Origin of the sequence: Acidovorax sp. Leaf73 (assembly GCF_916855635.1) — a bacterium.
Classification (GTDB): Bacteria; Pseudomonadota; Gammaproteobacteria; order Burkholderiales; family Burkholderiaceae_C; genus Acidovorax; species Acidovorax facilis.
Genome location: NZ_CAKASI010000001.1, coordinates 1,350,228 through 1,362,956, shown reverse-complemented (window position 1 = coordinate 1,362,956; position 12,729 = coordinate 1,350,228). Strand labels below are relative to the sequence as shown.

Sequence of the window (12,729 nt, the reverse complement as noted above, 5' to 3'; positions counted from 1 at the left end):
CAGTCGATTCAAACGGCTACGGCGGGACCAGGCTGATCTGAGTCATCCGCGGTCCAGTGCATGAGCGGCAGCAGCCGCAAACATCCATCGTTTCACGTCACCGACCTGGAACGGTCGCCTAGCTCTCGAAATCTACCGCTCGTTCGCGCGGTTCGCTGCGGGCCGGGCACTGCGTTTCACGCGAGGCGACCTACCACGACATCTGCGCCATACGTGTGGGTGAGTTGTGCAAAAAAAATAGCCACATTGCGCCATACCCCTAACAATCGCGTACCGAATAGCAAGTGCCAAGAGCGCAGACGCCAGACGCCAGGCAAGCAGCGCATCCATGTGCGCACACCCGAGATTGACAACCGCCAATCCTCTGGAAACCGGGAGGGAAACTTGACCAAAGTTGAAGGCAATGTAAGTGCAGCGGGTACCTCGATGGCACCAGGGGAAACGGCGCTGCTCCAGTGCCAGCCCGCGCTACGGGAAGGCTCGTGCTCCCAGGTTGTGCAGGGGCGACCCATCCACTCGGCCGTGATGTCGGAAATCAACACCGCGCTCTCACCGCTCGGCATCGCGAGCGCCGACATCGTGATGAGCGAAGGCGGCCCCGGCGAAGGCTCAATCACCTGCGAAGTCAATCTCGAAAACATCGTCCGATCCAGAAGGCAACCACCAGGGCTGGACACGCTGGGTTCGCCGTCGGGGCTGGAGGGCAACGATGGCAAACAGGCAATACACGGCGTGTTATCACCACTTTCACCAACAGGAGAAACCCATGGGCATTCAACTCAATTTCATCAATAAATCCAACGACACGAACAACTCGGAGGTCGTGATATTCCAAAAGAACGTTGCGATCAACTTCGACGAGCTCGCGGTGGCCTGGCTGGTCATCAAGTACTGCGGCCCAGGCGACAACCATCCGTTCACCTTCCCCATGAGCATGCAGGTCGGCGCCAGTGACAGCTATGGCAACTACACCCCGCAGCTGGAGGCCCAAAATGGCCAGCTGTTCCAGATGGCCTTGACGACCTCTGGCGACCGGCTCGTGTCTGCAGGCACTGGCTCCAGTCCCAATGAAGTGCAGGTGCTCAATGCGCTGCCCAAGGGTGCTATCAACGCCAGCTGCTACAAGGATGGCAAGCTCCTGGCTATCAAGACCTCAATCGCCCCCCAGCAAAAGGCGGTGTTCCAGTTCAAACCCACTATCTGGATTGGCGTGGCTTCCCAGATCGTGCAGGGCCAGGTCATGAACTCGGCCATCATCTCCAACATCAACACGCAGCTGTCTCTGCTGGGTATTGCCAGCGCCGACATCGTCATGACTGGCGGCGGCCCTGGCGCCAATACGACGCCTTTCGCATTCCACTTCGAAAACATCGTGATGTGCTGACGCCGCAGCAACGGCATGCGGCCACCCAGCCGCAGCGCTGGTCGAGGAGATGGCTACCGCTGCCAGCAGTTTGAGCCACCAGGCCCAGGCATTGATGGAGTCTGTGGCTGTATTCAAGCTGGATTTATGAACGCTTCCCAGCGGCTACTCGTCAGGGTATCTCCCAGCCCGCCTCCCACTGCAATCCTCCGCAGCCTAGTGGACTGCTCTGCCGGCCAAAGCCAACCGCTGTCCGAGTTTCTCTCGACCGTTGAGGAGATCGAGCAACTGACCGGGCTGAGCTGTAGCGAAGAAGTGCTGGATGCCGATACCCGATATGGAGAAGCATCGCCGCTACCAGTTGGACAAGATAAAGAGCTTCCCCTTTTCTTCATACCCACGTCACGCCCAACTGATTCACTGGAGCCAATCAAGCACTTCATCCGAATGCGCCCAGGCGAACGCTTCAACACCTGCACCCACTTGTTTGGGTTTGCATTGGCTGTTTTAGGCGTTCCACTCATGCTCATGGCCAGCCTGCCCACTGGCAACGTGGGAAAGATTGTTGGGGGGCTGGTTTTTGCGCTGTCCTGCGTTGCACTGTATGCCGCATCCACCTTCTTCCATGGCTCGCATGGGCAAGTGAAGCTGTGGTGGCAACGTGCTGACCACTGCGCAATCTACTTGCTCATTGCAGGCAGCTACACGCCCTTTGCATTGGTTGCGGTGCAGGGTGCCTGGGACTGGGCCCGCCTGGTGGCAGTGTGGAGCATAGCCCTGCTGGCAATAGCGCGCGAGCTTGGTGTCGCCTCCCCAAAACCGCCCTTGGCACTCTACGTTGGATTGGGTTGGGTCATGGTGGTTGCTGCCGTACCGCTGCTTGCCCAGATCGACGCGAGAGGGCTACAGTGGTTGCTCATCGGGGCACTCCTGTACACAGCTGGCACGATCTTCTACGTCAATCGCGCTGGCTACCGCCATGCACATGGAGTTTGGCACTTGTTTGTACTGGGTGGAACGGCGAGCCACTATGCAGCGGTTGTCAGAGTCGTTATGTGACCTGGGAGGTTGATGTTCAGCAACACCACAACTGAGCTCGATCCGAGGTGTCCGTGAGCAGTCGAGCGCAACCTGTGATCACGCAGCATCTTGGCCCGCGCCTTCTTTGTAGCCTTGACGGATGCCTCGCGCCTCGCGCCCAACCAGCCCACGCTGGACCAAGCCTTGGAATCCTTGTCTGCCATCTCGCGGCACAGCAATTGACGGTACTTCGTTCGGCGCCCGAGTCCGCGCTGCAGACATTCCGAAAGTGTGAAGCGCCCAAGTCACTCGGCAGCCTAGGTCATCGGATCATTCGGTAAACCGTCCAAGCCACTGCGGACCGGGCACCAACGTATTCACATGTGCGCAAGGTCGCGCAGATCACTCCTGGCGCGCTCTGATGCTTAGCCTGAGACCATTCCGGTGAAATTTGTTTCAGAACGCACGCTAAACAACGACTGCGTCACGAAACCGCAATATGGCAGTCGTAACATTTAGACACAACGCCCTCCGGCTTTTTGCCACGCCTCATGCTCGAAACCACCGAATACCTGCGCGATTTCCGGCCCCGATTCCGCCAGCCCAGCGCGGCCGATCTGTGCATCGAAGTGCCGTGCATGACCACTGATCAGACAAACGACAAAGTGATGGAGGTGTTCAACCGCCACCGCGACCTCGTGAGCCTCCCCGTCGTGGAAGGCAATCAGCCGATCGGCCTCATCAATCGCAGTATCTTCTTGTCACAGATGAGCAAGCAGTTCCGGCAAGAACTGTACGGTAGAAAGAGCTGCATTGCGTTCATGGACAAGGAGCCGTTGATCGTCGACGAGGCCCTGGACATCGATGCGCTGACGTTCAAAACGGTGGAGTACGGAGAGAAAGCCCTGTCCGACGGCTTCATCATCACGCGCGACGGCGCTTTCGCCGGCATCGGCAACGGTTTGCAGCTTATGCGGGTCGTGGCAGATATGCAGGCCTCTCGAAACCGCCAGATCATGCACAGCATTGAGTATGCGAGTGTGATTCAGCAGTCCACTCTGCGCAGCTCCCTGGATGCCCTGGCACGGGCCTGTCCAGATGCCAACCTGGTTTGGCAGCCGCGGGACATCGTCGGAGGCGACTTCTACCAGTTCAGCACAGATTCAGACGGTTGGTTCGCCACGGTGGCCGATTGCACAGGGCATGGGGTTCCTGGCGCATTCATGACTTTGATTGCGTCCACCAGCCTGAACCAGGCTATTGAGCAAAACGGTCCTCGCGACCCCGCGAGATTGCTGGGCCATGTCAATCGAAGCATCAAGCAGATGCTGGGCCAGATGAACGGCCAGGATGGGACGCCAGGTTCTGATGACGGCATGGACGCTGCCTGCTTCTGGTTCGAGCCTGCCAACGGTCGGCTGATCTTTGCGGGGGCACGACTTTCAATGTTCGTGCTCCGCCCTGAAGCCGATGCCGTGGAAATGCTCGATGCACAACGCAAGGGAGTGGGCTATGTGGACAGCGACTTCGACTACGCATGGCAGAACCAGGAAGCAGTTCTTCCCCCGGGGAGTGTGGTCTTCGTTAGTACCGATGGGCTGGTTGACCAGATCGGCGGGCCTCGCGGCATTGCTTTCGGCAAGCGGCGCGTTCGGGAGCTATTGCTCGAGCACAAAGAAAAGACACCTTCAGAGCTCAACGCGGCGTTGCTGGAATCGCTCCGCATTTGGCAGGGCGAGCACCACCGGCGCGATGACCTCACCTTCTTCTGCTTCCGCACATAGACAGATATGACGTCCCACAAAATTGCCGACAAGTACGGCTCGTTCTTCAGCCTGGCGCGCGAGCACCAGGTTATCTTCTATTACGTCGGGTACTTCTCACAGCACATCGTGGCCGCGATGGCCGATGCGGTGAAGCTCCAACTGGAAGTTGCCGGGGTCGCCGCACCAACCCGACGTAAGCTTTTCTCGTCGTTTGTCGAGATGGCGCAGAACATCATTCACTACTCAGCGGACTCGCTTACCCCTGCCAGTCAAAACGATGGCGAACTGCGCCATGGCTCGGTTTGCATTCGCCGCGAATTCGACGGTAGCTTTTCCCTGCTCTGTGCGAATCCCATTGAACCTCTGATGGCCGAGGAGCTTCGCGTGAAGCTGACTGCGCTGCGCAGCATGACGCTCGAAGAGATCAAGCTGGCCTACCGCCAGACGCTGCGTGAGGACACGCCGGATGGGAGCAAGGGTGCGGGATTGGGGTTCCTGACCGTCGCGCGGGACGCTCGGGAGCCTCTTGAGTTTGATTTCGACGCCAACAATGAGTCTGGCGATTCCCCCGTCTTCTATCTGAAGGCGGCAATCTAAGCATTGAGAGCCGACGAATCGAGACTACCGATGGACAACCTCTATATCGCACCGACGCCCAGTTCGCCCGAGGTGGACTTCAAGTTTGACACGCGCATCCTCAGCCTGCGGGGCGAGTCATATCCAGAAAACGCAGCAGCCTTCTATGGGGACATCATCGCGAAGCTAAGAGAGTTTCTGGCTACACAAAGCGAAATCACGTTAGAAGTGAACATCGCATTGGCTTACTTCAATAGCTCCAGCACGAAAATGCTGTTCAACCTCATTGAAGCGCTGGACAACGCCGCCGCGGCAGGAAACCGCGTCGTGCTCAATTGGTATCACGATGAAGAAGATGACACCATTCTCGAGTTCGGCCAGGAACTGAGTGAAGATTTCCCGGCCATCGAGTTCGTCAACCATTCGGTCGGAGCCGCTTGAATGCTAGGCGCTCCTGCGAGGCACGCTCCCGACATTTTCGACGCAGAGAATCAAACGCTATTGGCGGCGAGGGCTGCACACGCGGCCTGCCCAAGCTCCGCGCAAGAAGCATGTGGGCAAGCGCTTGGCGATTTGATTCTTGCCTATGAGCGACTCCTTCGGGAAACGCGTAGGCTTGTGCGGCGCAGCGACCGGGCCGAGCTGGAAATGAACCAGATGAACACGCGGCTTCAGGACTTGGCCGCCGAGCTGGAACACCGCGCCAATCACGATCCGCTCACCGGCGTCCTCAACCGGGCGGCTGTCATTGAATTGGTCAATCAACACTTCGGCCGGGAAGATCTCGCGTTGATCGTTCTAGACATCGATCATTTCAAGCGAGTCAACGACAGCTTCGGGCATCCGGTGGGTGACCGGGTCATCCAGGGCGTAGTGGCTTGCCTTCAGGCTGTCGTTCCTAAGACCGCTCACATCGGGCGTGTTGGGGGCGAAGAGTTCACTGTCGTGCTTCCGCGTCATGGTGGAGCGGCATCCGAGCGCGTAGCTCAAGATTTGCGCCACGCTATCGAAGCCTACGCATTCGATCTGCCTGACGGGAGTAGCGTCACTGCCAGCTTTGGGGTGTGCTGGGGTCCCGCCGGCAGTGACTTCGACAGCGCGTACGGCCTTGCCGATGAAGCGCTCTACGTCGCCAAGCGAGGGGGCCGAAACCAGGTCCGTCTCGCGACCAACGCCTTGCCGTCTGCCGAGCATGTTGTCTGAGACTGAGGGGCGCTGGACCGATGGAGGGTTGACCACTCTTGGCGCAGAACGACAAGACGAGCGCAACAGCAGAACAAGTTGGCGAATACTCGTCGTGGACGGAGATCCCGACGTTCACACTGCAACTCTGAGTGCGCTTGAGGGCCAAACGCTGTTTGGACGACCCTTGGCATTCACGCATGCGTTCTCGGACGACGAAGCACGGTTGCTGCTGCTGCGTGCACATGACCTCGCCATGGTCATACTCGACGTGGGGGCGGAGCAGGCCAGCTCGGAACTCGACCTGGTCGACTTCATCCGCCATTCCGCGGGCCTGAGAAACACCCGCATCGTCCTTCGAACGGGTCAACCGGGGCAGGTCCCTGATTTGGAAACACTGCTCAGGTACGACATCAACGACTACCGGACCAAGGCGGAACTCACTAGAGATCGGCTTCTGGCCATGGTCGTGACAGCAATTCGGTCTTACAAACAGCTCTGCGCTGTAGATGCCAGCCGATCAAGCCTCGAACTTATCGTGCGATCAAGCGCATCTCTTCTCGAAACAAAGGGCGATTGCGAGTTCGCTTCGGCTGTGCTGACCCAAATCTCCGCGCTGCTGAAGGTAAAACGAGAAGGCATGGTCTGCGCGCAGCGTGGGGAAAGCCAGCGTGACTACTACGTGATGGCGGCATCCGGAAAATTTTCCGAGTTTGTCGATCTTCCGCTCGATCTGGTGACGCCAGGACCGGAACTGGACCTGCTTCTCAAGTCGGCGGAAAGCAAAAGCAACATCTACGGCAAGGACGGGGGGCTGGCGCTGCACATCGGGCACAAGGATGAACAAGACCTCGTCGTGTTCATCCACGTGCCCAGGGACCACCACGGACTTGACCGGCAGGTACTGGACGTGTTGCGCGCCAATTTCGGAACCCTCCTGCACAACCGAGGTCTCCTTAGTCGTTTGCATGAGAGTGCATACCACGACCCATTGGTCAACCTTCCCAATCGCGCGCACTTTGTCCACGAGGTCAACGAGTGCGCGCGGCATGGAACGAACGGCCACATTCTGGCGTTGGTCGACATCGACGACTTCAGCGCTACGAACGACGTGATGGGTCACCGCTTCGGTGACCGCCTTCTGGAAAAGGTCGCCCGCTGCCTTGAAGCGTCTCTGCCTCCTAGTGTGCTGCTGGCCCGTCTCGGAGCGGATACCTTCGGCGTCCTCGGATCTGTACGACATGTACAGCCTAGACAGCTGCTGGAGTGCATCCGGAACCCACTGAACATTGATGGCGTTCCGCACAAGGTCTCGCTCACCTGTGGGTATGTGCTTTTGCCAGAGGAGCCACGAGCAGGAGCTGACTTGGTCAAGGATGCCACCATTGCCCTCAAACGTGCCAAGCGAGACTACCGAGGTCAAGAACTCCAGTACGCAGATCTGATGGGCACGGAAGCACGAGCTCGAGCATTGCTGCGATCTGAACTGAGAGAAGCCATTGAGAACAAGCAGCTGTTCCTTGTCTATCAGCCCCAACTGAACCTCTGCAGCCATACTCTGGTCGGGCTCGAGGCTCTGCTGCGATGGCGTAAGGGCGACGGGAGTTTTGTCCCTCCAGATCAGTTCATCCCCGTTGCCGAACATTCTGGCCTCATCGTGGGATTGGGCGAGTGGGTTCTCAACACAGCCTGTTCAACGATGCGCGAGCTTCTGAACGCAGGTACCGCCCCACAGAGAATGGCCGTGAATGTTTCCACGGTGCAGTTGCAGGACCCTGGATTCTTTGACCTTGTCTGCGCAGCGCTGGCGACCAACGGGTTGCAGGGCCTACACCTGGAGCTGGAGATCACTGAATCAGTCGCTGCGCTTCCGACTCAATTCTTGGAGCAAACCCTCTCAGCCCTACGAGCGCAGGGCATATCCATTGCAATCGATGACTTCGGGACCGGATACTCGTCGCTGAGCTATCTTGAGCGGCTGCCTCTGGATCGCATCAAGATTGATCGTTCCTTTGTTCGTCAGTTGAGTGAGCCTCGCAGCGCCCGAATCGCCGAGATGGTGGCTCAATTGGGGCGAAAGCTGGGGCTCAGCGTATTGGCGGAAGGAATTGAGGATGCGACTGTCTGGAATGCACTCGTCGGAATGGACTGCCAGGAAGGCCAGGGATACCACATCGCAATGCCTATGGAAGCGCATGCGCTGGTTGCCTGGGTGCAGCGTCATATGGAGCGAAGGGCCTTAGTCCCAAAAAGCGGCTAACGTCCTCGATGGACGCCCCAGCGGGCAAGCCTCGCCCTTTTGGCGTAAATCTATCTGAATGGCCGTTACCAGGAGCCGCCTGAGCAAGGTTCTAAGCACCTGTTCTACGCTACCGAGAACTACAGTCATCCTGTTGCCGGATGGGGCATCCTTCGCATGGCCGTACCGGGTCTTGCGCGTGTTGCAATTTCAGCGTTTGAGCTGGTCGCGTTTGTCGATGGCGATTCCCAACGCACAGTGTGCCTGAGGCACCGACCGGACGCATTGCAAACCGCCGCAAGGCGAGCTGTGTGGCCAACATTGGCTCGGTCATGCTGGCCAGATGGACGTCAAAAATCGACTTTCAGCAACGGTTTTGGTGCCTTCCTGGGGCACCGTGCACCTCGGGACCGGCAGTACCCAACTAACTCGCGTGGGCCATGATAAAATAAGAATAATTCGCATTCAATAAACAAAAATCGGCGCTCTTCCTGGAGTCGCAAGCCCAAAGGGAAATCTCTTGGTCGTCACCGAGGTCGCAATGCGCGGGCATGTCGACGCCCGTACGCCAGTTAGCTCGGTGGGGTGCGGGCTTGGCTGTGATGCTGAGCGCGTTGCGACGACGGATCAGTGCGGTGTCATGAGGGGCGTCCAATGAGCCTCGCCACTGCGCTGGTCCAGCACTACGACGACTTGGTCAATCATCTGCGCAGGCGATTCGGTGACCCGGGATTCGCGCGCGAGGTTGTGCATGACGTGTGCGTGCGCATCCTGGCCGATCCGCCGCGCGAGGCGGTGCACACGCCTCAGGCTTTTTTGCGGCGCCTGTCAGTGGATCTGGCGATTGACCGGCATCGGGTTGACACCGGTAGGCGGGCCTGGGTGGAAAGCATGGCCGACATGCCAGAGGCGGAAGCTCCGAGCGCCTCACCCGAGGCGCAGTATGCGTTTCAACAGACGTTGACAGCACTTATTCGCACCATCGAGAACTTGCCGCCGCGCTGCCGCGACGTTTTCATCCTGCACCAGTTGCACGACATTCCGCAGGCGGAGATTGCCGAGCGCCTCGGCATTTCGCGCAACATGGTGGCGCAGCACATGATGCGGGCCATGCGTAGCATTCGCCCCGTGCTGCACGCCAACCTGGGCTGAAACACCATGGATACCCTCCACCCGCCACCGGCCGATCCGCGCCCTGCATCGGTCGAGCCCGAGCAATCGGTGCAAACCGAATCGCTGGACCACTATAAGGAGGCGCTTCGTGTCCGCTTTCCGGGGGTGGAGGAAATCTTCCGCAAAGCCGAGCAGCGCCAGCGCGCGCACAAGGCTGCCGTCAAGACGGGCGCCACCACGGCGGTGATTGCCATCTTCGCGGCCAGCTTGTGGATCCTGGACCCGGTCTACCGCAGTGAAACCTTTGCCACCGCCGTGGGTGAAACCCGCTCCCACGTCTTGGCCGATGGGAGCACCGTAGCTCTCAACACCGGGAGTACGCTGGATGTGCAATGGCGCCTGCGCTCGCGCCAACTGCGGCTGGCGCGCGGCGAAGCGATGTTCCGCGTGGCCCATGGAGTGCGCGATTTCATCGTGCACACCCCCCATGCACGCGTCCGAGACATCGGCACCGCGTTCAACGTGCGGCTGGACGAGGCGGGCGGCAACTCGGGTACTGCCCTGACGGTGGTGGAAGGCGCCGTGGAAGTGCGCAACGACACCGATGCGATAGTGCTCACTGCCGGTCAGGCGATCCTTGCAGCGCCGTCGGGCCTGCTGCCGCCGCATGCCACCGATTTGGCAGTGTCTACCGCGTGGCAGCGCGGCAAGCTGGTGTTTGATGGCACACCGCTGCACCGCGCCGTGGATGAGATGCGCCGTTACCACTCGGCCGCCATCGTGCTGGACATTCCCGATGCCCAGGCGTCCGCGCTGCGGCTGTCGGGGGAGTTCGACCATCGCCGGATCGACACGCTGCTTGATCTGCTGCCCACCATCTTGCCGGTGCGCTTGCAGCGGCGGCCCGATGGAGAGGTGGTCATCACGGCCAAGACCGTCCCGGTGGGCCGCCCCTGAAGGCGACAAGGCTTGCCGGGGTGCGGGGCGAGGCCCTGGGCAGGTCCATTGCGGGGTAGCGCAAAAATATATTTGCAACCCGACCTCAACATCCGGCCCCGCTCATTCGGCTGACTTCCTGAGCCACCTTTTTTCCTTTCAGGTTTCTATCAGGAGTCCATCCGCATGTACCGCAATCCAGCGTTCCGTCCACACCCCGGTTTCCGCCCGCGCCTGGCCGCGTGGGCGGTGGGCCTTCTGCTGGCGGGCAGCGTCTTCGCTCAGGAAGCACCCAAGGCCATCAACATCGCGGCCCAGCCGCTGGACAAGGCCATTGCCGCCCTGGCCCGGCAGACCGGCGCGCAGATCGTGTATTCCACCGCGGTGGTGGAGGCCAAGAATGCCCCCGCCGTGCGCGGCACGCTGACGGTGCGCGAGGCGCTGCAACAGCTGCTGGCCGGCTCCGGGCTGGTGTTGAGGGCGCAAGACGACCAAACCTTTACCGTGGTGCGCGCCGAGCAGCAGGGCGCGTTGCCCACGGTCACCGTCGCGGCGGGCGCTGAGCAGCCCACGGCCACGGGGCCTGTGCGTGTCTATGCGGCGCGGTTGAGCGCGAGCGCCACCAAGATGGATACACCCCTGCTGGAAACGCCGCAGTCCATCACCGTGGTCGGTGCCGAGCAGATTGCCGACCAGAAGGCCCAGAGCGTCACCGAGGCCCTGGCCTATGCCCCGGGTGTGATGGCGGACCCGGGCTATTCCAATTCCTACGACGTGCTCTACAGCCGGGGCTTCCGCCTGCAGGACGGCAACGGGGGCGTTTACCGGGACGGCCTGAAGCTCGGCGGCTCCGGCTGGGCCACGGGCCAGCAGGAGCCCTATGGCCTGGAGCGCATCGAGCTGCTCAAGGGCGCAGCCTCGGTGCTGTACGGCGCCACGGCCCCGGGTGGGGTGCTGAACGTCGTCACCAAGCAGCCGCAGCAAGACCCCGTGAACGAAGTGATCGCAGAAGGCGGCAACTACCAGCACCGGGCACTGGCTGCCGACCTAGGCAGGAAGCTTTCCGACGAGTGGGCTGCCCGAGTGGTGGTGCTGGCGCGCAATGCTGACACGGTGGTCGATCACATCCCGAACAACACGCGCTACGTGGCACCCTCGCTGCGCTGGACGCCCAGTGCCGACACCTCGCTCACATTGCAGGCCCACCACGTGGAACGCCGCACCGCCTACATCTGGGGCGTGCCGGTCGTGGGTTCGCTGTTGCCCAGCCCCCACGGCAAGCTGCCGCGGGAGCGCTTCGTCGGCGAACCCGGCTTCGACCACCAGGACACCACGCAGTCCTCCTTCGGCTGGCTGCTCACGCACCAACTGGCCGAAGGGCTCAGCCTGCACCACGGGCTGCGCTGGATCGACAGCGAAAACCACATCGGCTTCACCAACCTGCGCGGCCCGGACGCGGCGGACCCGCGCGTATACCAGCGGCGCGCGTTCGATGAGCTGGAAACCACGCGTGGCGTCAGTGCCGACACGCGCGTCCAGGCCGATTTCGACACCGCCGGTGTGCGCCACAAGGCCGTGGCTGGGTTCGATTTGTCCAATCACCGCATTGGCAGCAAATGGCAACTCGCGACCCTGGGGGCGCTCAATCTTTTCGACCCCATTTATGGCGCCACGCCCGGAAGCTTCGCTCTGGCATTTGATGACCGCGAGCATCAGCGCCGTGTGGGCTTCTACCTGCAAGACCAGATCAAGTTCGGCGCATTGACGGCACTGGCCGGGCTGCGCCGCGACGAGGTGAACAGCACCCTCAACGGCGAATCGGAGAAAACAGGTGCAACCACGGGCCGCGTCGGACTGGTGTGGGAGGTGGCGCCCGGCCTGGCCCCCTTCGCCAGCTGGAGCCAGAGCTTCGAGCCGGTCAGTGGCACCGACAACGAAGGCCAGCGCTACAAGCCCACCCGTGGAGAGCAGGCCGAACTCGGCATTCGCTGGATGCGAGGCGAATTCATGGCATCGGCCGCGCTGTTTGACCTGACCCAGACCAACGTGCTCAAGAATCGCCCGGGCCTGGACAAGTCGGTACAGACCGGCGAGGTGCGCTCACGCGGCCTGGAACTCGAAGCCAAGGGGCCCATTGCACGCAACGTGCACCTGATCGCTTCGTATGCCTATACCGACGCCAAGACGACCCAGAGCGAAAGGCCTAGCGAGATCGGCCAGCCGGTAAGTTATCAGCCGCGCCACCAGGCGGCGCTGTGGACGCGCTTTGACCACGTGTTGACGCCCGGGCTGCAGCTGGGCGTGGGCGCGCGGTATGTGGGTAGCACCTCCGACTGGGGCGGCACCGGCGCCGGCGTGCCGTCCTTCACCACGCTGGATCTGCTCATCGGCTACACCACCGGGCCGTGGACCATGCGCCTGAACATCAACAACCTGGCCGACAAGACCACGCTGCTGTGCACCGGCGGCTGGTGTACCTACGGTGACGGGCGCCGCGCCACCGCCTCGGTGGCCTACCGCTGGTAAGGCCCGAG

The 12,729-nt window shown here is 60.9% G+C and carries 11 protein-coding genes; all 11 read left to right on the top strand.

What is annotated here, in order from left to right:
• Nucleotides 1-384 precede the first annotated feature (384 nt).
• The 11 genes from LPA35_RS06325 (at nt 385) to LPA35_RS06275 (ending at nt 12,721) form a co-directional block, all read left to right on the top strand.
• Nucleotides 385-795, top strand: coding sequence for a hypothetical protein (locus LPA35_RS06325; RefSeq protein WP_228895855.1), 411 nt, complete (start codon nt 385-387; stop codon nt 793-795).
• Nucleotides 767-1,384, top strand: coding sequence for a hypothetical protein (locus LPA35_RS06320; RefSeq protein WP_228895853.1), 618 nt, complete (start codon nt 767-769; stop codon nt 1,382-1,384). Before LPA35_RS06325 ends, LPA35_RS06320 begins: the two co-directional genes overlap by 29 nt.
• A gap of 126 nt (nt 1,385-1,510) precedes the next feature.
• Nucleotides 1,511-2,422, top strand: a complete 912-nt coding sequence (locus LPA35_RS06315) for a hemolysin III family protein (protein WP_228895852.1) — start codon at nt 1,511-1,513, stop codon at nt 2,420-2,422.
• Between the two features lie 512 nt (nt 2,423-2,934).
• Nucleotides 2,935-4,167 carry a SpoIIE family protein phosphatase gene (locus LPA35_RS06310; protein WP_228895850.1) on the top strand — a complete coding sequence of 411 codons (1,233 nt, stop codon included), beginning with the start codon at nt 2,935-2,937 and terminating at the stop codon, nt 4,165-4,167.
• 6 nt (nt 4,168-4,173) lie between these two features.
• Nucleotides 4,174-4,746 carry a SiaB family protein kinase gene (locus LPA35_RS06305; protein WP_228895849.1) on the top strand — a complete coding sequence of 191 codons (573 nt, stop codon included), beginning with the start codon at nt 4,174-4,176 and terminating at the stop codon, nt 4,744-4,746.
• A gap of 30 nt (nt 4,747-4,776) precedes the next feature.
• On the top strand, nt 4,777-5,166 hold the full coding sequence (locus LPA35_RS06300; RefSeq protein WP_228895847.1) for a DUF1987 domain-containing protein: 390 nt from the start codon (nt 4,777-4,779) through the stop codon (nt 5,164-5,166).
• Nucleotides 5,167-5,928, top strand: a complete 762-nt coding sequence (locus LPA35_RS06295) for a GGDEF domain-containing protein (protein WP_228895844.1) — start codon at nt 5,167-5,169, stop codon at nt 5,926-5,928.
• Nucleotides 5,929-6,022: 94 nt separating this feature from the next.
• On the top strand, nt 6,023-8,167 hold the full coding sequence (locus LPA35_RS06290; protein WP_370641357.1) for a putative bifunctional diguanylate cyclase/phosphodiesterase: 2,145 nt from the start codon (nt 6,023-6,025) through the stop codon (nt 8,165-8,167).
• A gap of 633 nt (nt 8,168-8,800) precedes the next feature.
• A complete protein-coding gene (locus LPA35_RS06285; protein WP_228895839.1) occupies nt 8,801-9,298 on the top strand; it encodes an RNA polymerase sigma factor in 498 nt (165 codons plus the stop codon).
• A gap of 6 nt (nt 9,299-9,304) precedes the next feature.
• Complete coding sequence (locus tag LPA35_RS06280) at nt 9,305-10,216, top strand: FecR family protein (RefSeq protein ID WP_228895837.1); 912 nt, start codon at nt 9,305-9,307, stop codon at nt 10,214-10,216.
• A gap of 165 nt (nt 10,217-10,381) precedes the next feature.
• Nucleotides 10,382-12,721 (top strand): TonB-dependent siderophore receptor, encoded by a 2,340-nt coding sequence (locus tag LPA35_RS06275; RefSeq protein ID WP_228895835.1) that lies wholly within the window; start codon nt 10,382-10,384, stop codon nt 12,719-12,721.
• The last annotated feature ends 8 nt before the right edge of the window (nt 12,722-12,729 follow it).

Excerpts from the sequence above, each read along its gene's own strand:
- LPA35_RS06305 (WP_228895849.1), top strand. The coding sequence starts at position 4,174 with ATGACGTCCCACAAAATTGCCGACAAGTACGGCTCGTTCTTCAGCCTG.
- LPA35_RS06320 (WP_228895853.1), top strand. The coding sequence starts at position 767 with ATGGGCATTCAACTCAATTTCATCAATAAATCCAACGACACGAACAAC.
- LPA35_RS06285 (WP_228895839.1), top strand. The coding sequence starts at position 8,801 with ATGAGCCTCGCCACTGCGCTGGTCCAGCACTACGACGACTTGGTCAAT.
- LPA35_RS06275 (WP_228895835.1), top strand. The coding sequence starts at position 10,382 with ATGTACCGCAATCCAGCGTTCCGTCCACACCCCGGTTTCCGCCCGCGC.
- LPA35_RS06295 (WP_228895844.1), top strand. The coding sequence starts at position 5,167 with ATGCTAGGCGCTCCTGCGAGGCACGCTCCCGACATTTTCGACGCAGAG.
- LPA35_RS06310 (WP_228895850.1), top strand. The coding sequence starts at position 2,935 with ATGCTCGAAACCACCGAATACCTGCGCGATTTCCGGCCCCGATTCCGC.
- LPA35_RS06300 (WP_228895847.1), top strand. The coding sequence starts at position 4,777 with ATGGACAACCTCTATATCGCACCGACGCCCAGTTCGCCCGAGGTGGAC.
- LPA35_RS06315 (WP_228895852.1), top strand. The coding sequence starts at position 1,511 with ATGAACGCTTCCCAGCGGCTACTCGTCAGGGTATCTCCCAGCCCGCCT.
- LPA35_RS06280 (WP_228895837.1), top strand. The coding sequence starts at position 9,305 with ATGGATACCCTCCACCCGCCACCGGCCGATCCGCGCCCTGCATCGGTC.